At 39.5% G+C, this 21,119-nt stretch carries 19 protein-coding genes; 10 read left to right on the top strand and 9 right to left on the bottom strand.

All coding sequences use genetic code 11. The annotated features are described in order from the left end of the window. Positions 1-3 precede the first annotated feature (3 nt). From gatA to MZHIL_RS01895, 5 genes are all read left to right on the top strand, one after another. Entirely contained in the window at positions 4-1,431 is a 1,428-nt protein-coding gene (gene gatA, locus MZHIL_RS01910) for an Asp-tRNA(Asn)/Glu-tRNA(Gln) amidotransferase subunit GatA (RefSeq protein WP_013897686.1), read from the top strand. After that, on the top strand, positions 1,432-2,850 hold the full coding sequence (gatB, locus tag MZHIL_RS01905; RefSeq protein ID WP_013897685.1) for an Asp-tRNA(Asn)/Glu-tRNA(Gln) amidotransferase subunit GatB: 1,419 nt from the start codon (positions 1,432-1,434) through the stop codon (positions 2,848-2,850). A gap of 162 nt (positions 2,851-3,012) precedes the next feature. Beyond that, positions 3,013-3,159, top strand: coding sequence for a 50S ribosomal protein L40e (locus MZHIL_RS10260; RefSeq protein WP_013897684.1), 147 nt, complete (start codon positions 3,013-3,015; stop codon positions 3,157-3,159). An 8-nt stretch (positions 3,160-3,167) separates the two neighbouring features. Beyond that, positions 3,168-3,914: a geranylgeranylglyceryl/heptaprenylglyceryl phosphate synthase gene (locus MZHIL_RS01900; RefSeq protein WP_013897683.1), complete on the top strand. Its 747-nt coding sequence runs from the start codon at positions 3,168-3,170 to the stop codon at positions 3,912-3,914. A gap of 79 nt (positions 3,915-3,993) precedes the next feature. Next, entirely contained in the window at positions 3,994-5,718 is a 1,725-nt protein-coding gene (locus MZHIL_RS01895) for an ATP-binding cassette domain-containing protein (RefSeq protein WP_013897682.1), read from the top strand. A gap of 12 nt (positions 5,719-5,730) precedes the next feature. Here the strand turns inward: MZHIL_RS01895 and MZHIL_RS10255 are convergent, their stop codons facing one another. Continuing rightward, a complete protein-coding gene (locus MZHIL_RS10255) occupies positions 5,731-5,877 on the bottom strand; it encodes a DUF134 domain-containing protein (RefSeq protein ID WP_083812305.1) in 147 nt (48 codons plus the stop codon). Between the two features lie 120 nt (positions 5,878-5,997). Between MZHIL_RS10255 and MZHIL_RS01885 the strand changes: the two genes are divergently transcribed. Then, complete coding sequence (locus tag MZHIL_RS01885; protein WP_013897681.1) at positions 5,998-6,306, top strand: phasin family protein; 309 nt, start codon at positions 5,998-6,000, stop codon at positions 6,304-6,306. 46 nt (positions 6,307-6,352) lie between these two features. Here the strand turns inward: MZHIL_RS01885 and MZHIL_RS01880 are convergent, their stop codons facing one another. The 4 genes from MZHIL_RS01880 to MZHIL_RS01865 form a co-directional block, all read right to left on the bottom strand. After that, complete coding sequence (locus MZHIL_RS01880; protein ID WP_013897680.1) at positions 6,353-7,123, bottom strand: SDR family NAD(P)-dependent oxidoreductase; 771 nt, start codon at positions 7,121-7,123, stop codon at positions 6,353-6,355. Between the two features lie 72 nt (positions 7,124-7,195). Beyond that, positions 7,196-8,665, bottom strand: a complete 1,470-nt coding sequence (locus MZHIL_RS01875; RefSeq protein ID WP_013897679.1) for an aldehyde dehydrogenase family protein — start codon at positions 8,663-8,665, stop codon at positions 7,196-7,198. A gap of 28 nt (positions 8,666-8,693) precedes the next feature. Next, positions 8,694-9,500 (bottom strand): hypothetical protein, encoded by an 807-nt coding sequence (locus MZHIL_RS01870; RefSeq protein WP_013897678.1) that lies wholly within the window; start codon positions 9,498-9,500, stop codon positions 8,694-8,696. A 137-nt stretch (positions 9,501-9,637) separates the two neighbouring features. Then, positions 9,638-11,806, bottom strand: a complete 2,169-nt coding sequence (locus MZHIL_RS01865) for an oxidoreductase (RefSeq protein ID WP_013897677.1) — start codon at positions 11,804-11,806, stop codon at positions 9,638-9,640. A gap of 135 nt (positions 11,807-11,941) precedes the next feature. On the opposite strand from MZHIL_RS01865, the gene MZHIL_RS01860 reads away from it, so the two are divergent. The 4 genes from MZHIL_RS01860 (at position 11,942) to MZHIL_RS01845 (ending at position 16,195) form a co-directional block, all read left to right on the top strand. Further along, positions 11,942-12,256 (top strand): hypothetical protein, encoded by a 315-nt coding sequence (locus MZHIL_RS01860; protein WP_013897676.1) that lies wholly within the window; start codon positions 11,942-11,944, stop codon positions 12,254-12,256. A gap of 290 nt (positions 12,257-12,546) precedes the next feature. After that, the gene (locus MZHIL_RS01855) at positions 12,547-14,202 is read left to right on the top strand and encodes a sensor histidine kinase (protein ID WP_013897675.1); all 1,656 of its coding nucleotides are present in this window, start codon (positions 12,547-12,549) and stop codon (positions 14,200-14,202) included. A 55-nt stretch (positions 14,203-14,257) separates the two neighbouring features. After that, positions 14,258-15,046: a helix-turn-helix transcriptional regulator gene (locus tag MZHIL_RS01850; RefSeq protein ID WP_013897674.1), complete on the top strand. Its 789-nt coding sequence runs from the start codon at positions 14,258-14,260 to the stop codon at positions 15,044-15,046. Between the two features lie 483 nt (positions 15,047-15,529). Then, positions 15,530-16,195, top strand: a complete 666-nt coding sequence (locus tag MZHIL_RS01845; protein ID WP_013897673.1) for a corrinoid protein — start codon at positions 15,530-15,532, stop codon at positions 16,193-16,195. Positions 16,196-16,410: 215 nt separating this feature from the next. Here MZHIL_RS01845 and MZHIL_RS01840 read toward each other — a convergent pair whose 3' ends face one another. The 4 genes from MZHIL_RS01840 to MZHIL_RS01825 form a co-directional block, all read right to left on the bottom strand. Beyond that, on the bottom strand, positions 16,411-17,580 hold the full coding sequence (locus tag MZHIL_RS01840) for a phenylacetate--CoA ligase family protein (RefSeq protein WP_048815436.1): 1,170 nt from the start codon (positions 17,578-17,580) through the stop codon (positions 16,411-16,413). A 267-nt stretch (positions 17,581-17,847) separates the two neighbouring features. Next, a complete protein-coding gene (locus MZHIL_RS01835) occupies positions 17,848-19,290 on the bottom strand; it encodes a radical SAM protein (protein ID WP_013897671.1) in 1,443 nt (480 codons plus the stop codon). A gap of 36 nt (positions 19,291-19,326) precedes the next feature. Next, a complete protein-coding gene (locus MZHIL_RS01830) occupies positions 19,327-19,794 on the bottom strand; it encodes a DUF7479 domain-containing protein (RefSeq protein ID WP_013897670.1) in 468 nt (155 codons plus the stop codon). Positions 19,795-19,846: 52 nt separating this feature from the next. Beyond that, positions 19,847-20,959, bottom strand: coding sequence for a uroporphyrinogen decarboxylase family protein (locus tag MZHIL_RS01825; RefSeq protein ID WP_013897669.1), 1,113 nt, complete (start codon positions 20,957-20,959; stop codon positions 19,847-19,849). Positions 20,960-21,119 lie beyond the last annotated feature (160 nt).

Below are 21,119 nucleotides of genomic sequence, written 5' to 3'. Positions count from 1 at the left end.
AGAATGCCAGAATGGATAAACATCTCCGGGATCAAAGAAAAAGTCACTGACACATCGGCAGAAGAAGTTACCCTATCCTATATAGAGAAAATCGGAAATAGCAGGACATATGGATTTTCAGCAATAAATGAAAGGGCAGCAGAGCATGCAAAAGAAATAGATTCCGGAAAGACCGATTTACCACTTGCCGGGGTTCCCATAGCTATCAAGGATAACATTTCAACTCTGGGTATACCCACCACATGTTCTTCAAAGATACTGGAAGGATATATTCCGCCATACAATGCTCATGTTATAGAAAGACTTGTTGATGCTGGTGCCGTGATTCTTGGAAAAACAAAAATGGATGAATTTGCAATGGGAAGCTCTACTGAAACATGCTGTGGAGGCCCGGCACTCAACCCCTGGGATACAGAAAGAGTACCCGGAGGATCATCTGGTGGTAGCGCTGCAGCAGTAGCTTCAGGTGAAACTCCTGTAGCACTGGGATCAGATACAGGAGGATCAGTGCGGTCGCCAGCTTCTTTTTGTGGGATCGTCGCACTCAAGCCAACCTATGGTACTGTTTCAAGATATGGCCTTATCGCCTATGCCAATTCCCTTGAACAGATCGGACCCATGGGGACATGTGTAAAGGATGTGGCAACTGTTATGGATGTCATAGCAGGTCACGACCCACGTGATAGCACATCGATCAAAAGGGACATAGAATATTCAAAAACCATAGAAAACGATGTCAATGGCATGAAGATAGGGATTCCGGAAGAGTATCTTTCAGATGGGATCAATCCCCAGGTGAATAAATGTGTCTGGGACGCAATACATAAAATGGAAGACCTGGGCGCTACATGGAAAAGTGTTTCATTACCCCATACAAAATACGCCCTTTCATCATACTATATCATAGCCATGAGTGAAGCCTCATCTAATCTTGCACGTTTTGATGGAACACGCTACGGACTTCGTGCGGAAGGTGAAAACTGGCACGTTATGGCGTCAAGAACCAGAGCTGAGGGTTTTGGGGATGAGGTTAAAAGAAGGATTCTGCTTGGAACCTATGCACTCTCTGCCGGGTATCATGATAAATATTACCTCAAGGCACTGAAGGTCAGGACACTTGTAAAGGAAGATTTTGATCGGGCATTATCGGAGGTAGATGTTCTGATGGGACCAACAATGCCTGATATCGCATTCAAGCTCGGAGAAAAAATCCAGGATCCACTTTCTCTCTATCTTACAGATGTAAATACTGTCCCGGTAAATCTCGCAGGAGTTCCCTCTATCTCGGTACCCTGTGGTTTTGCAAACAAGATGCCAGTGGGTCTTCAGATAATAGGAAGGCACTTTGATGAAGCATCCATCCTGAGAACTGCATATACCTTTGAACAGAATACTGATCACCATAAAAAAAGACCAGATGGAGTGAAATAAATGGCTTACAGCAATCCAGATGGAGTTATGATAGGACTGGAGATACATGTCCAGCTTAACCGTCTGAAGACAAAAATGTTCTGCGGATGCTCAACACAGTATCATAATTCACAGCCAAATACTCATGTGTGTCCGGTATGTATGGGCTTGCCTGGTGCACTACCAGTGATAAATGAGGGGGCTGTCGAAGCTGCTATGAAGGTAGGACTTGCACTCAACTGTGAGGTTACTGCCCAGACACAGTTTCACAGGAAAAATTATTATTATCCAGATCTTCCAAAAGGATATCAGGTCAGCCAGTATGACTATCCTATCGTAAGTAACGGAAAGGTGGTCATTGAAGGCGAGGACGGAGAACTTGTTATAAGGATCAGAAGAGCCCATATGGAAGAAGATCCTGGAAAATTGGTACACATGGGATCCATTGATAAATCCAGAGGAACACTGATAGATTACAACCGTTCAGGAATGGCCCTTCTGGAGATTGTTACCGAACCTGACCTGAGAAGTCCAAAAGAAGCAAGAAGGTTTTTGGACAAACTCCGAAATATCCTTGAATATCTTGATGTATTTGACAGCAACCTTGAAGGATCAATGAGAGTGGATGCAAATATTTCAATTGGTGGTGGTTCAAGAACGGAAGTTAAGAATATTTCATCACACAAAGGAGCTGAAAGGGCACTACTTTATGAAATAATGCGTCAGAAAAACCTTCTCAGAAGGGGAGGGGTTGTTACAATGGAAACAAGGCATTTTGACGAAGCACGTGGTGTTACCACTTCCATGCGTACCAAAGAGGAGGAGCATGACTATAGGTATTTCCCGGAGCCCGATCTTGTCCCGTTGAGGGTGAAGGACAGAACAGCCCAGCTCCTGGATACATTACCTGAGCTGCCTGACTCAAGAAGGGACCGGTTTGTTTCCCAGTACGGTTTGTCAGAAATGCATGCAAAGGCTCTAACATCTGACATAAAGGTTGCTGATTTCTATGAAATGGTTGCAGAAAAGGTTGATCCAAAGGCTGCAGCTGCGTGGGTTGCAGATGTTCTTAAAGGAGAGCTGAACTACCGTGACCTCACAGTGAAATCATTTAATGTTGAGGATATGGTGCAGATCATACAGATGATCATAGATGACAGGATCACAGATCGCAGCGGGGTAGAAGTCATACGTACAATGCTTGATTCCGGAGGTAGTCCCATAGATATTGTCCAGCAGAAAGGCCTTATGAAAGCTGAGGACAATGTTGTCAGCAGTGCAGTTGATGAGGCCATTAAAGAAAACGCAGAGGCCATTGAAGATTACATGCAGGGAAAAGAGCAATCAATGAACTTCCTTGTAGGCCAGGTAATGAAAAAGACCCGGGGAAGGGCAGACCCTCAAACTGTCAGAGAAATGATCACCTCAAGAATAAAATAAGTCTTTACAAGAATTATCTACTGTATGGCATGGATTTTTCTAGTCCATGCCAGAAATATCAAAACAATTATATGGTTTAAAATGTATGTAGCCACTCAAAATATTTAACCCAATAATTTTAGAGTCAGCAGTATAACTATCTAAATAATCAAAGGTGAAACAATGGCGCGATTTCCAGAAGCTGAGAATAGAATTCTTAATAAGAAGATCTGCATGAGATGTAATGCAAGAAATGCCACACGCGCACAGCGATGCAGAAAATGCGGGTATAAACAACTACGTCCAAAATCCAAGGAAATGAGAGGTTGATTCTGAAGATGAAGGTGGAAGAGTACCTTAACAAAATAGCCGATGAAAAAGGTACTGTTCATCTTACTCTTATTGATCCTGCTTCCCAGTCACCTGAAGAAGGCGGCGATATAGCATATGAGGCTGCCTGCGGCGGCACAGATGCAATAATGGTCGGAGGGTCCACCGGAGCCGGAGGTACAGTCCTTGACAGGACAATTGTGGAGATCAAAAAAAGAACCTCAATACCTGTCATTCTGTTTCCTGCCAATGTAGATGGCATCAGTCCCCATGCAGATGCAATCTTCTTCATGAGCCTGCTCAATTCACGTGATGTTAATTTTATCACCACCAGTCAGATGATAGGTGCTCCTATTGTATACAAGTACAATATCGAAACCATCTCAATGGCATATCTGATAGTGGAACCTGGAGGAACTGTAGGATGGGTAGGGGATGCAAGGTTAATTCCAAAGAACAAACCCGAGCTTGCAGTAGCATACTCGCTGGCAGGAAAATACATGGGAATGCACTATACATATCTTGAAGCCGGATCCGGTGCAGATAGACCTATAACTCCTGAAATGATCGGTGCTACAAAACATGCCCTGGGAGATCACAATAAACTGATTGTAGGTGGCGGTATACGTACAGTTGAGGATGCAAGGGAATGTGCCAGGGCCGGAGCAGACATGATAGTTACAGGAACTGTTGTAGAAGAAACCGGAGATGTAAGGACAAAGGTTGAAGAACTGATAACTGCTATAAGGGAATAATAATCCTTAAATTTGAGTCACTGTTCATGGTCACAATCAATGTGACATTAATAGTCTATATCATTCAATGAGGGTGGATATGCTAACAGTATCCGGTATAACCAAATACTACAGAATTAATGCAAAAAAGGTCAAAGTTCTTGATAATATCGGTTTCAGCGTGAAAAATGGAGAGATCCTTGGCATCACCGGGAAAAGTGGAAGTGGAAAAAGCAGCCTCTTAAAAGTTCTTCGCGGAATTGAACCTTTCGATGGCGGCTCTATTGAGCTTGGCACAGAGACCATAACACCTGAATCTGGAAAAGAGGGTTCCAGGTATTTGATAAAAAACACTGCAATACATCTTCAGAGGAGTTTTGGCCTCTGGAGAGGACCTGCAATAGAAAACGTCATTCGAAAGCTGACATACCTGAACACCGGGAATGAATCGCTTCCTGAAACTGATTCCCCTAACTATGACCAGTTATACAATCAGGCCCTTGATTATCTGAAAATGGTCAAACTCGATCATAAAGCACTCCACTCATCAGGTGCTCTTAGTGGTGGGGAAAAACAGAGACTTATAATGGCCCGCCAGCTTGCAGCCAATCCTTCTCTACTGCTTCTTGATGAACCTGTTACCATGACAGGCCCTGATACAAAGCAGGAAATACTTGATGTGATAAAAGAACTTAAAGACAGGCTCAATATTCCAATCATTGTAGTATCACATCTTCCGGAAGTTCATATGTACCTTACTGATCGTCTGCTATTTATTGAAAATGGAAAAATTGTTGACCAGGGAGCTCCAGAATACGTATTGAAAAATTATCTAAAGGGCCTAAAACCCCAGGTAAACCTGGCCGAGGTTCCCGGTAATGAAGTATGTATCAGAATCAAAAACATATCCAGAAGGATGGTGCTTCTCAGAGTCGGAGAAGTCCTTAATATCCAGAATTTTTCACTGGATGTGAATAAAGGTGAAATAATAGCATTCATAGGACCATCAGGCGCCGGAAAAACTACTCTCATGAAGATTATTGAGGGATTAACTGAACCAAATTCAGGAGAAGTTCACTATAGGTTCGATGAAGAATGGATTGATATTACCCACTTTAACAAAAAAAGAATGGAACTAAGACAGAAAATCAGTATTATGCACCAGGAATTCACTCTATCCCCGCATTCTACTATCAGGGAACAGATCGCATTTAAACTCAGCATGAAAAAAAGAGGATCTATCGAATATGCCAGAGAGAAGGCACGGGAACTTAATATATCTGATGAGATCCTGGATACTATCTATAAACTTCCTGATATGTCTGAAAATGAAAGGACAAAGGTCATGCAGGAAATGAGAATTGATCCTTCCATCTACTCCAGACTTTTTCCCCATGTTACAAACACAGACCTTGAAAATTATGCAATTCCGGTCTTTGAAGCATTGAATCTTCCACTGGAAATACTTGATAAAAAGCCTTACCAGATAAGTGGAGGAGAGCATGTCAGAGCTTACATAGCCACTGCACTGGCAACATATCCTGATATCCTGATGCTGGATGAACCCTTTGGTGATCTTGATCCGGTTACCTTAAGAGATGTTACAAATTCATTAAAAAATATTAATAGGGATTTTGGAACTACCATTCTTTTTGTCAGCCATCACATGGACTTTGTAAAAGAAGCAGCACATCGTGCTGTTCTCATAGTTGATGGAAAAACAATAAAAGACGGAGATCCAGACATGGTCTGTCAGGAACTGATCAGACTGAGCAATGCAACCTATCTTGAGTACAACCTGGAAAAACTGCTGGAAGATGCATAAGAGCATTTTAGTTCATTTTTCATGTTTGATATAGTGGCCTCCGGTTATTTCAATCGCCTTTCCAGTTGTAAGGGCGGATGCGATTTTTTTTCTGGCATTTTGAAGATCTTTCCAGAAGGCTTTTCTTGAGATGCCCATTTTGTGGGCCGAATCTGTCATTTACATAGATAAATGATCATCATACCTCGATTCCAGAACATATATTCCCTGTTAGAAAGGGGTATCTCAGAGGAAAGTATTTATTTCTGAGAGTTCATTCAAGTGTATGGGAGTTATTATATGAGAGAAACATTCCGAAAATTAGGACTCATTGGAATAGGTGCATGGGCGCTTACAGAAGAGAAGATCAATGAGCTTGTAAAGGAACTTGTTGAGAAGGGAGAAATGACAAGGGACGAAGGCAAGCAGGTGGTTCAGGATATAATCGCTGAACGAAAAAGCCAGAAAGAAGAGATTGAGAAAAAGATAAATGAAAGAGTTCATGAGATAATAAATCAAACCGATCTTGCCACAAAAGATGATATAAAAAGGCTTGAATTAAGGATAGAAGCTCTGGAGAAATCAGAAAAAACAGAAGATGAATGGTGATACAGCCTAACTTGTTTTTATTTATCTCTTTTTTATAATGCAATGTTCAATGCTTTTCCTTCAGATGAGCTCTGGAAATCTTCATCAGCAAGTATGCAGGCAGAAGTCCCACAAGAGAATGCAAAATGCTAAACCTTTTGCCGGGGATAACTACTTCCTGGCCTCTTCTCATAGCATTATAGGTATCTCTGGCTACGGTATCAGCGTTTGTGGACAGCCAGCAACTGAAAGTGCCGGTGTTTTCCATACATGCATTTGACTGAAATCCTGTATCTTTTACAGCTGTTGGACATACTGCCAGGACCTGCACCTGTGAACCACGTTCTTTAAGTTCGAACCTGAGAGCACGGCTAAACTGCAGTATGAAACTCTTGGTGGCACCATACGTTGCCATAAACGGATTGGGTTGAAAAGCTGTTATGGATGACAGGTTGATTATCTGGCCCTGATCACGCCTGATCATTTCATTCAAATAAAGCCGTGTGAGATAATAGAATGTGCATATATGTAACTTTAACATATCCATTTCCCTGCCAATATCGATCTCACCCACAAAACCATATGTCCCAAAACCTGCACAGTTAACCAGTACATCGACCTGCAGGTCATTCTCTACAGTAAACTGATATACATCCAGAGCTGCCCTGGACTCTGTAAGGTCCTTTGCCAGAATAAATATCTCAGCATCAGGATCAATTTCCTGTAAAACCGCTTTTGCCCTGATCAGTTCATCTTCAGGGTTGGCTACAAGAACCAGTCTATAGTTGTCAGAAAGGAATAGCTTTGCAAGTGCAAGACCTATCCCCCCCTGAGCCACCGGTGATAAGTGCTGTTTTTTTATCCGGTTGATCCATATGATATCTCCTTGTTGATCTTAAATATCCGGTTATCAGAAAAACCATCTGTATAATGTTTTTATCAGTCTGGTTTTAAAATCGGTGTAGGGTGGGTAGATGGGGGACATTGTTCCCCATCTGCGATGTATAACACTTCGTGGATTAGAAAATGTCATGAAGCCATGGTATCCAAGTGATTGACCTATACCACTTTCATTGATCCCTCCAAAAGGCAGGTTTGGGTTGCTGTATCCAAGCATATAATCATTGATAACAGTACCGCCAGCGGTTGTTTTGTTAATGAGATAATCAATATTATCCTGGTTCTTGCTGGCAATATAGAATGTCAGAGGACTGGGGCGGCTCAGTACTATATCACATGCCTCATTCAGTTGCTGATAATTGACAACAGGCAGCAATGGTCCAAATATTTCCTCATGCATGATTCTCATGTCCTCTGATACATTGACAAGCAGAGTAGGAGATATGTAAAGGTCAGACTCATCAAAATCACCACCAATCACTGCACTGGCCCCTTTATCAATTGCATCCTGGTATAGTGATTGTAAGCGCTTAAAATGATCATTGTTTATTATTCGGCAATAGTCTGAAGAATTCTGAATTCCCCTCCCATCAGGATCGTATAAACGTGTGATACTTCTTTTAAATGTATCCACAAACAGATCATGTACAGAACAATGCAGGACAAGGTAATCAGGTGCTATACATGACTGCCCTCCATTGATGAACTTTGCCCAGGCACACCTTCTGGCAATCTGCTCTATATCAGCACTTTCATCAATTATTGAGGGGGATTTTCCTCCCAGTTCAAGAGTAATACTCGAAAGATTTTTAGCTGCTTCGCCCATTATGATCTTTCCAATAGCCGGGCTCCCGGTGAAAAAGATATGATTGAAAGGTCTTTTTAAAAGTTCCTGGGCAACCGACGCATCTCCTTCAACAACAGCCACTTCACTTTCATCAAACAGTTCATCTATCATTTCTCGAATATACTCTGAAGTGCATTCAGAAACCTCACTGGGCTTGAGAATTACAGAATTGCCTGCAGAAATTGCATATATCAATGGTACAATGGACAGGTTCAGTGGATAATTCCATGGAGATATGATCAGTACTGCTCCCTTTGGCTCATAGTGAATATAGGATCTGGTCCCGATCATGTAAAGTGGGCGGGGAACCTTGCGCGGTTTCATCCATTTACCCAAACTTCGTTTCACATGACCTATATGTGAATGAACAACTCCGGTTTCTGTCGCCATTACCTCAGCTTCGCATTTTTTAAGATCATTATGCATAGCCTCACATAATCGAGTCAGGTTATCTCTCTCATTAAGATAATTATCAATACGATTGAGACGTTCAATTCTCTCCCCTGCACTCCGGGGTTCACAGTGAAATCCCTGTTTTTTCTGTAATTCAAATAAACGCTGAATATCCTGTGTCATGTTTATCGATCTAAGTTCATACATCCATGCTGCATATATCTCTGGAGCAGTATCCACCAGGCAGACATAATATATCCTGTAAATGTCATACCACTATCATCCCTGTCATGGAAAAAATATAGTATATGGTAAGGAGTATTGCAGCAACTGCCTCCACACGACCCCATGTCTTTTCCTTTTTAATAAGATCGTTTATTGTAAGACATATCCATAAAAGGAATATGTAACCTGCCATTAAGGAAAAGAAGGAAAAATCAGGGTGTGCCCATGTTCCAAGTGTCTCCCCTGAGAATTCAGTGAGTACTGTGAAAAAGCCCACAAACCAGGCAAGTCGCAATCCTGTAATTGTTTTAAATAGCATGATAGCCAGTAAAAATTTAATCATAATGGCCAGTGGATTGAGTGAAAGGTCAAAAAGAGCATAATCTGCTGCCAGAAGTAACACAAAGCTTGCTGCAAAAAAATAATTGACCTTTTCAAACCAATCCTTTGTAGAATAGTTTTCCTCAAATATCTTCCAGAGGTTATGTGAAGACCAGAATATAGCACCATATCCTGGAAGTATCCACAGGGGTACGCCTCCTATGATGCCTCCAAGGTATGTGAAATATTCAAAATGTACACCGATGAGTTCATGAACATAACCAAAAACAGATGCCGTTACAAGGAATATCCTGCCCTTTAACTCACTGTTTTTCCAGAAAAGAATCCATAAAAGGGAAAGAACAATAAATGGCACGATCTCAATCTGGGTCTGAATATAAAATATCAGAGTTCCAAATATCACAACAAGCATGAAAAAGAAGAAATATAGGAAATTATTGAGAAGTATTCTGCTCTTATCTTCTATGAAGCTGCCCGTGGATGGAAAAATTCTTCCTGACTGACTCATGGATTACCTATAAATTCTTATCCTTTTATAGTTTATCGATATCTGCATGCACTGATCATAATTTTTGAAATATGTTCTTATCATGGAAACAAAAAATGAAGATTCACACATCCGTCATACAAAAATTAAATATACCATTATATGCTTCGAGCAATCTCATTTGCTGCCGTTACAGCTTCCCAGACACGGCCAGGTTCTTTTGAGTCACCAGCAATAAAAATCTCTCGTGCTGCTCTTTCTTTTAAGAGATTAAAATACAGAGTGTCGTCTGATCTGCTTCCCATTGCAAAAATAACAAAATCAGTATCTATAATTATATGTTCCACATTTTCAGGCTTAAGTTTCTTTTCGAAAGGGTTTTTTACATTCTCAGGAATCAATGCTTTCCATGGAGTGAAGGGGTCTCTACGGCCCTTATTTGCCAGGATATGTGCCTTTCCATCTGTGAATCTGATAATTTTTGATGCATTATAGACCCTGACAGGTTCTTTTAGTGAATCCTGTGGATTCCCTGTCGTAGAGCCAAGTCCCATCATCATCCAGAGCATATGGTTCCTGTTTGCCATAACCGTATCGGGCATGAGGTCGTTGTTTTTACCAGCGACTGTTACTTTAACCTCCGCATCATGAGCAAGTGTGTAACCGATTTCACATCCTACAACTCCTCCGCCTACAACAAGCACATTTTTTACATCATCAGGAAGAAGCATGTCCTGACCTAAAAATTCCCTGGCCTCCATGTACCTGATATTATCCATTCCTTCTATAGAAGGCAATACTATCTCTGGACCATTACAGCAGATAATCACATCATACTGCCCCCTGACATCATTTAATTCTACCTTCGTATTGAACCTTATCTTAAGACCTTCTTTGCTTAATTTTTCAAGATTGAAGTCTAGATTATCAAGATAGCGAGATAGATCATGTTTGATGGGCATTTTACTTCCAAGATACAGCTGACCACCTATATGATCGCTCATTTCAAACAGGGTCACGTCATGTCCTCTCTTATGGGCTGTTATTGCTGCTTCACAACCGGCAGGCCCTGCACCTATTATACATACTTTTTTTATTTTTTCAGCTTTAACAAGTCTTTTACTGTCTTCAAAGCCAGTATACGGATTTACAGAACAGCAGGGATGACCACCTTTTTTAAAGGATTCAATACATCCTTCATGATCTCCAATACAGTGTATTATTTCACGGGTTTTGTCATCCATTACTTTTCTGGGCCATTGAGGATCTGCCAGAAGGGGTCGCCCGAGCATTATAAAATCAGCCCATTTGTTTTCCAGTACCTTTTCAGCCACTTCCGGCCTGCCAAGTTTACCAACCGCCACAACTGGACAATCAATACCTTCACTTATGAAAAAATATTTTAGTCTTCCTGCAATCTCCCTTGCATATATAGCATCATCAAAATATGAAGGAGGATGAGGCCAGAACCAGTTTTCATAACAACCTTTATCCACATCAAAAGCATCAACACCTGCCTCGTGCAAAACTTTGCAAAACTCCAGACCCTCTTCAATAGTACGCTCTTTTCCCCTGAAAATATCGTTGAATATTCTATCACCATAGGTCTGCTGGATCGCCTGGGTAAGGTCCAGCCTGTACAATAAAGGAAAATCATCTCCGCAGCGTTTTTTAATTTCCTTTACAACATCAATTCCAAATTGGAACCTGTTCCTGTATCTGCCCAGCCTTCGTCTATTCCACGGGGCTGATGTTAGCTGGTCCATCAGGTATCCTTCATGTCCATGGATATGCACCCCGTCGAATCCCGATATTTTGGCATTGATGGCACATTGGCCAAAATTTTTTACTATTTTTTTAATTTTTCTATCAGAAAGAGGTAGATGGGGTATTTGAGGTACATAAAAATTCCTGTTGATCGAAGAAGATTTAAGCAATTTTCCTTTCAGTGCTGGTTCTGGTGAACCAACTCTTCCAAGACCTGCAGTCAGCTGAATAAATATTTTAGATCCATAGGGCCGGACACCTGCCGTAAGGTCTCTCCACCCACCAAGGCGTGTTCTGGAAGTACCATCGATCCTTGGAAAATAGGTAGTATCATTATCTTCGGAAACTGTTGGATCGATCCCATAAGACACAGGCACAAGCCCGGTTATCAATAAACCTGTGCCGCCTTTTGCCCTCTCAATAAAGTATTCTATCATTTTATTGGTAGGACGGCCATTGGGATCTGCCATATTGATATTGCCCATGGGAGCCATAACAATCCGATTGATCAGATCGCAGTTTCCAATTCTACCAGGTTTAAGTATTCTCTCATATTTCATGCATTCACTACTATATATCTTATTAATTTTATTTTCTCTTATTATAGTTAATATGGCTTTCTGATACTGATGCTTTTTAAGTTACGGTTTTTCTGGCTTCAAAAGGTTTAAGTAATTATGGATCAATTTTAAATCATGACAGGAAGAGATGATAGATACAGTTTTGAAATGAAAAGACGTGGAGTACCAAAAGATCTTTTCGATGCAAGTAGGCAGGTTACCTGTCCTGAGTGCGGACATTCATTCAACCTTTTTTACTCAAGAGCAAAACTCTGTACAGGATGTGTGCATGCAATAAATGGATGTGAGTTTGCCCGATGTACCCACTGCGACACTGAATTTCCACTAACCAATTTCATGTCAAAATATTCTTCCAGAAGAACATCCAATTACATAGAATCCCTTATCAACAACTATCATGACACATTCGGAGAAAGGCCTGGAAGATAAAATCAGTTACTAAGATCAGCTATTCTTGAACCATATTTATTTTAGTTCATGAAAACATATAATCGAGGTTTATACTAATTTAACCTCTTATGATCGCCTGTTGTAGAAGTAATTTTTATATAGTTTTACTTCAAATGATAATTACCTTCAGTTAGTTCAGATGATCATATATAGGTAGCACATATGATCCTAAGTTGAAAATTTTGTTTTAAAAAATGATTTTGGTTTAGACACAATAAATGTTATTTTAGAATTAACGATAACATAATAATCTAAAATGAGCTAAAATAATGAAAGATCCAAGTATTGGCGAAGAGATAGAGATTATATTAAACAGCAGTCCTGCAATCATCTTTTTATGGAAAGCAAGGGAAGACTGGCCTGTTGACTTTGTAACTGATAATATAATTCAATTTGGATACAGCAAAAATGAGTTCTTGAGTGGCAAATTGAACTATGCAGATATTGTACATCCTGATGATGTAGACAGAGTAAAAAAAGAGCTATACAGATATTCCAGAGAAGGTAAATATAAAGGATTCACTCAGGAATACAGAATCATTACAAAGTTCGGGGATATACGCTGGGTTGATGAAAGAACATTGATGAGAAGAAGCAGTAAAGGAAAAATAACTCATTATCAGGGAATTATTTTTGATGTTACAGAACGCAAAAAAAATGAAGCGCTGATACGGTTAAATGAAGCTCGCCTGGAAACACTTTTAGAACTTAATCAGATGAGTAGTTATTCGATCCACGAAATCATTGATTTTGCATTGGAAGAGGCCATAAAATTAACCCAGAGCAAAATTGGATATCTTGCATTCTTAAACTCAGCTGAAAATACCCTTACAATGCATTCATGGTCACAAAGAGCTATGAAAGAATGTGAAATCAGCAGCAAGCAGCATCTATATCCCCTTGAAGAAACAGGTTTGTGGGGAGAAGCTGTTCGTCGAAGAGAAGCTGTCATAACCAATGATTACGAATCAAGTCCACTTAAAAGGGGATATCCAGAAGGACACGTCAGGATAATACGCCATATGAATGTTCCGATTTTTGATGGTCAAAAGATCGTTGCCCTTGCCGGTGTCGGGAATAAGGAAGAGGATTACGACCAGACTGATGTCAAACAGCTTAAGTTATTGATGGAAGGAATGTGGAAAATAATACAGCGCAAGGAAATGGAAGACTCCCTTAAGTTATTTTCCAGAGAATTTGAAAAGACCAATAATGAACTCAAATCAATCAACAGCATTAAGAAAGAGTTTATTGAGGATAAAGAATACCTGTTCAGCATAGATTGTGACGACAATATTATAGACAGGGAAACACTCAATTCAATAAACAAGCAACAGAACAGGACAATGCAGATAGCCATCAGAAACTCTGAGAAGTTGAAAAGCATTGTGGATTCAATGCTCTACATGAGCAGTGAAAAAGCCGGGAAAATAAAATATGAGAAAAGCAGAGTCAATATAACTGATATAATTAATGATGCTATACTAAACGTTATTTTACGTATTGATGAAAAGAATATCAATATAGAACAGGATATTCCATATGGAATACCCTCAATTGAGGGAGACAAGAGTAAACTTACAGATTCGTTTTCGCGCATAATAGAAGGTTCGATCCATTTTACACCACCTAATGGAAATATCAGTATCGATGTGACCGATAATGAGTCATGTATTTATGTTAGAATCAAAGACGATGGAGCAGGTATACCTGAACCTCTCGCATCCACCATCTTTGTACGGTTCTATGAGCTGGATGATCAGGTATTTGATACATACTGGTATGAGCACTATGAAGAATTAAAATCCAATTTCTACATATCAAAAAATATCATTGAGGCACATGATGGGAAGATATGGGTAGAGAGTGAAGAAGGCAAGGGAACAACTGTTCATGTAAAGTTACCAAAAGAAGAATCCGGTTAACACAGTGAACAAAGAAATGATTTAAATATTATTCACATACATAAGGAATCTTACAATGAAAACTGAACTGATAGGCACAGTGTTTCTTTCTGAAAAGAGAAAAAGCATCCTTTTGATGTTAATGGACGGACCGACCACAATAGATGAGATCAAAGAAAGGCTCACAGGTACCTCCAGTGCAATAATGACCCAGATCAAAATACTTCTGGAGCAGGGCCTTATTGAACATAATGACCATGAATATAATCTAACATATATTGGTAAAATAGTAGTCAAGAAAATGCAGCCACTGATAGAAACACTCAATGTCCTTGAAGAAAATAAAGGTTTCTGGCAGAACAGGGATCTGAGCCCAATTCCATTTGAATTACTGGATCGGATAGGAGAACTTGGAGACGTGATGATCTACGAGCCGGATCTCAATCACCTTTTTGAACCCCCGAAAGAATTACTGGAGAGCCTTCAAAGGGCAAGCAATGTATACACCATTTACTCATATTTCTGTCCTTCATGTCCAATGAACTATTCCCAGCTTGCTAAAAAAGGAACAAATTACAACCTTATTCTAACAAGGCCAGTATATGATAGATTAAAGAATGAGTACAAAGATGAATACAATACAATGATGCAGGCTCCAAACTCCAATCTGTACATATTTGATGATACATCAGTTAAACTTGGTGCACTATCCGTTACAGATGACCTCATGCTTATTGCCTTTTTTAACAAGGACGGGGTTTTCGATCATAAGAAAGTAATAAGTTTTGAAAAAAGTGCACTTCAGTGGGGGAAAGATCTGTTCGAGTATTACAGGGAAAGATCAGAAAAAGTGACTAACCCTTGAACTGTTATATCCACAGATAGCCTATCACATAACTGATAAGGTTGGTAATTAGTTGATGCAATCCATTAATCCTGTTACCCAAAAGTATATAAATAAAAGCGTTCTTCTGCCACCTATTTGAGATTAGAAGCGATTATATTTTATTTATTCTGATCTGTACTTTTGATACTATCAAAGCCATTGATATTACACTCCCTGTGATTTTAGCATATACTGTAGATTATCAATATTGTATCCAGAAAATCCATGATCTATACAGAGAATATATGATTGATAATATAATTAGTATTGATCAATTACCATAAGTTATTATATATATCTCTAATCAGATATTAAATATCAGTCAATAATTACAAATAAGCTATTTGTTTTGTTGGCTCAAACATAGCAATTCGATGTCGAATAGATTGTTTAGAATGGAGAAGAATGAAATTTCAACCATTCCTTACCCATTTATGATAAAAAAGATTCTGGAGGAATATTATGGAAGAAAAAGAGATACTCAGTGGACTTACAGATGCAGTAGTCAATGGTAAAAAAGATCAGGCAACCGAGCTGTCTGAGAAAGCCCTGGAAGCTGGAATTGATCCATACAAGGCAATCGTTGAAGGACTTGCTAAAGGAATGGAGATCATGAGCGATAAATATGAAAACGGTGAAGTATTTATGCCACATCTCTTAATGTCCTCTAATGCTATGTATGGTGGAATGGATGTTCTTACTCCGCATCTTAAACAGGAAGGTGGCGAGAAGGCTGCAGTCCTTGTTATTGGTACAGCAGAAGGAGATGTACACGACATAGGAAAGAATCTTGTCAAGACAATGATGTCTGCGGTTGGTTTTGATGTGGTGGATCTTGGTAAGGATGTACCCATACCGGAATTTGCAGAAGCTGTTGAGAAGAACAAGGCAGATGCAGTTTCCATAAGTACCCTTATGACCTCTACAATGGATAATATGGAAAATACCGTCAAAGATCTTCAGAGCAAGGGCCTGAGAGACAAAGTAAAGATCATTGTCGGTGGTGCACCTGTCACTGAAGCATTTGCAAAGGATATTGGAGCCGATCAATATAAGGATGATGCAATGGGTGCAGCCAGATGGGCAAAAGAAGCTGTTAAAGAACTTGATCCTGCCAGATGGGATTAATTAAATATAACTGAATTTCAATCTTGGGTGGCAGTTATAAAAAATACTGCCACAATAAAACTATTTTTCTGATAAATATATGTATACAAAATATTCTATTTACTCCAATGATCTTTTAATTATTTGATTTCTGACTTACTTATCTGGACAATAAATTAAAAAAATAAAGTAATCGTAGATCTTTTAGACCTTTTTTTTACCTGGGCGCATTCAATTTATTTATTATTACTTTCATCAAAGCCAATTCTTCTTACATTCTTGATCCTTTGATCGACTTTGGTCCCACATTTACAGGGTTTATCGATAAGGATTGCCAGATCCTTTGTACGGTATCTGATAAGAGGCATACATTTCCTTCTCAGGGTAGTAAAGACCAGTTCTCCCTCTTTTCCTGGTGGCAGAACCTTGCCGGATTCAGGATCTATTACCTCTACCAGAAAATCAGGATTGTTCACATGCATCCCGTTCTGTTCTTCGCATTCGATAGCATTTGCCAGGCCAAGTTCTGTCATACCCCATTGACGTACTGCCTTACATCCCCATACCGATTCTATCTGCTCTTTCATAGGTTCTGTTAAGGGCTCAGATGAGCATATTATATTCTTAATGCCCAGTTCCTTTGCCTGATTGGCATCAGTAATTGATTTTGACAGGTTGTACAGGAAAGAAGATGTACCGATTATAAATGTTGTCCTGGATTTTTTCATGGTATTGATCTGATCTTCAATACTGGTTGAAGAATTAATAACCGATTTAAATCCTGCAAGGTCACAGGCTTTACTAAGAACAAGTCCTGGGTCCCATGTAGCAGTGATTGTGGGGTACATGATCTGTAATACGTCCTCTTCAGAATCCATCCCTGCCATTTTCAATCCTGAAATAACTGAATCTACGATTTCCAGGAGTTCCTGCTGGGTGTAGGATACTCTTTTTTTCATATCCTGCTCATCTGTAGTGGTAGTTCCAGAAGTCGTGAATTCACGGGCAATATCCTTTCTGGATACACATAGAAAATGATAGGGGTTTTTGGCCAATTCCTCCTGTTCGGTCAAAGGTATCCTGTCCAGATCATCTATAGTCTTTATATCTGCGGATGATATCCCTTCCTTTTCATAAAGTTCCTGATAGAAAGGACTGTTCCTGGAAACATAATCTATGAGTTCTCTCAATTTAAAGAGTTTATATTCCACTATATCATTTCTATCCAGTTCTTTACCAGGTAGCTGCCTTTTCAGTTCATCGTGACTGTTAACCTCGCTTCTTATTTTCATCAGTCCCCATTGTTCCAATGGATTACCTTCTGAAATATCTATATTTCTTGAATCTAACTTTCTTTTTGCTACATTGAAACGAATAAAATTACCAATTTTTTCAGATAGGCTCATTCACAACTACCTCCAATAAATAAAATGAATTTACTCAAAGAATATTGATAAAATATTGGCCATTGAGGATAATTGGCCGACTCATTTTCAATAAATTGTATCTTCATGAATAGGTTGTAAATAATTATCCAGTAATAGTTATTTATTTTGTGTATTGATCCTGCAAAATATGTAATTTATCATAGGAATTATATGTTATACAGTCCAAAAATCGTCAAAATAATAAAAACAAATAAAATAGATAAAATACTCAAAGGTATGAAGGGTTCATACATTTCTTTCTACTTCTATTTTGGAAACTGGCCTGTTTACTTCTATCCTGGAAGATGGTAATTCTCTATATAGATATTCACCATTACAGTTACTCAGATTATAGTTACAAAATGGAACAAATCTCCCATCCTGTGTTACAACATGTATACAGCAGTTTTCAACCCTTTCCTTTTCATATGACCATACATCCTGAAAGGCCATTGTGGAAATTGTAAGATATCTATTCTTACTCATCTCAATAAAATCCGCCCAACCTCCACTGGATCTACAGCACGAGCTTTCCTGAGGGACTTTCTGAAGGGTGGTCAGTTCTCCACAGCATGAAGAAGATTCTTTTTTCGATGAGCCTTTCCACCTTCCCATTATCGATTTCTTAGTTTTGTTAGCTACATCAAAAGCTGAACTTGAAGATCCCTGAGATATATTGGTCAATGGAATGAAACTACCATCGTCTTCAACAAGGGTCATGCAGGTTGCTCCACAATGGGCAGTCGCCATAAGAGCAGGAGTAAAATTACCTACCTTGAGTTGTCCTTCGGTTTGGTCTTCAATGTTATTTAAAAGCTCCAGAATAGTTACTCTGCCATCCTTGCCCGGAGGAGAGCGGCCTGAGAAAAATACAGGCTGGAAATGAACTCCACGCACAGTTGGTACATTGCTACTTGCAAATTTTAGTATTTTGCCAACTTCATGGAGGTTATAATCTTTTGCAACCAAAGGAACCAGAACCACTCCTATACCGGCCTTTTCACATTTATTGATAACTTCAGCTTTTATATCAAACAGTTTTTTTCCTGTTCTCTGAAAATAGACATCATCGGATACTCCATCAAATCCAAGGTATATTGCATCTATTCCGGCTGAAACTATCTCATCAAAATAATCCTGATCAGAAGCAATTCTGCTTCCATTTGTATTAAGTTCAATATGGCTGAGTCCGATCTCATGACCCATTTTGATTATTTCGGGTAGATCATCCCTTAGCGTAGGTTCTCCACCAGATATCTGGACGCAGGTAGGGTCATTGGAACATTTTTTGACGGTCTCGAACATCCTTCTTATAGTATCCATATCCGGATCACTGCTATCATCCATGGAAGAGCTGGCAAAACAATAAGCACAGCCCATATCACACCTATCGGTCACTTCTACAACCGCAAGGCATGTATCCTGTTTGTGGGAAGGACAGAGACCGCAATCCAGCGGGCAGTTTTTTTCAGTATCAGTAAGATAGCTTTTAGGTTTAGCACGGTCAACTTCAAAAAAGTCTTCCATTTGACGGTAATGGTCCACATCTTTAGAAACAAGGTTTGTGAAGATACCATGATCTCCACATTCCTTTTTCATATAGACTTTACCATTTTCAACATACTTGATAGCTTTTATAGGCCTGAAGCATTCAGGACATATACTGCCTGCTGTTTCAATTTGTTCCATTATCACCCTCATCGATTTTTAATGCTTTGGTTCAGATCAACCTCTTTTCTCTTCAAGTATGGATTCAGCTGTTTTAATTGTTTTCATCATATCTTCTTCAAGATACATCTGATTACACTTTGGACATACAACAGCTGGTCCTGGCCTTGTAACATCCAGATAGGACATATCAACATTGGTCTCAACTGCAGTTTCACCACATTTGTTGCAGATCCAATCGGTCTCCTCTGCCTCATCCGGATCGAATGAGCCACCGGTTAAGCCTATCATCTTCATTTTATGGGCATAGGCACTGTCCAGTGCAAATCCTCCATTAGCAGAAGAATAAAGTGCATAGATCGTCAAATTATCGGACTCGTTCTTAGCAAGGCATTTACTTCCATCCTTTGATTTGAGTTTATCTCCACTTGATTCTGCATCTTCGATTATACTCACCATTTCATCTTTTTTTAGACCGTTATCTTTCAGTAGACTGGCAACTTCTTCACTTACTTTTATATCCATAACGCACACCTATTTGTATTATTCAGATATTATATTTCAAGCCTCTAATCATTCAGAATTTTTCATATTTTCCGTAATCCTTTGCGGCCTTAACCATTGCGTGTACATTTGCAGGTGGAGCAAAAGTTGGACATTCACATGATCCTCCTATAATGAATCCTCTTGGACTGTCCTTGCCTGCCTGAAGTTGTTCTGCTGTTTGGTCATAGACCTGTCTTGGTGTTCCACGGTCGATCAGTTTGGTATCAACAACTCCAAAACAGGTACACCGGTCTCCAAAGTGTTCTACCAGTTTACCTGCAGGGAAAACATTCTTTCCATCATTACCAATCTGTACCACAGTAAATGGTGTCATTGGTGCGTTCTTCCACATATCAAAACTGTTGGTATGGTTACCACAAAGGTGATAGTATACACCAGGACCAGCACCAGCTTTGATCACATCTTTTACTGCTTTGCATTCTGGTTTGTAACTGAATCTTTTGATCTGTTCTCTCTCAAGCAGATCTCCACTGGCTACAACTGAACCTGTGATCATTACATTAGCCCCGTACTTTTCGGCTGTAACCTTACATGCGTTGACCATATGATCAGCTGCTTTGTAAACTAGCTTATCGATAAGTTCCGGCTCTGTTATCATCCACATGAATACATCTTCAATGCCGGCCCAGTTTGTTGCCACTTCCATGGGTCCAGCCAGCTGAGTGATCGGAGCAAACATCTGTGGATATTCCTCCAGAACAGTATCCAGTGCCTTGAAGTGTTCTCTGAATGTCGGACCTTCCTTAAGTTCCTCTGGACTCTTGACTTCAAAATTGTCAATATCTTCAGGAGTTTTTATTGGATATTTTGTAATTGCAGGTGGAGATGTTTCCTGGATCTTTATTTCAGCACCGTAATCCAGACCCCAGTAATCAGCCCATAGATAGTGACCTACTGGAGTAATATCATACAGTTCACATGCCTGACAAACCATTCTTGCTGCTTCATCCGGGTTCTCCCAGAAATATTTGGGAGTCTTTTTGAACAAGGTAGCTGCATGGGACAAGAGAATAGGATCTACAATAACCCTTTCTGATGGCTTGTCCACAAAAGGTGTTGTCCATAAGTTACCTGCTTTTTCTAACCATTCTGAGTTTATTGGAGCAAAATCCTCTGCTGGCATATTATTTATCACCCTTTTTTGTTTATTAATTACGGGTTGGGATAGTAAAAATAATCCATCCATAACCTCTGGTTTTTAAGATATTTTCCTGATCAATAACACAAATTCAAATTTGTAATTATTGACTGTAAGTTAATATTTGGGTAGAGATATATATAAT

This window comes from Methanosalsum zhilinae DSM 4017 (genome assembly GCF_000217995.1).
GTDB lineage: Archaea > Halobacteriota > Methanosarcinia > Methanosarcinales > Methanosarcinaceae > Methanosalsum > Methanosalsum zhilinae.
This window is presented reverse-complemented; position numbering and strand designations above follow the sequence as displayed.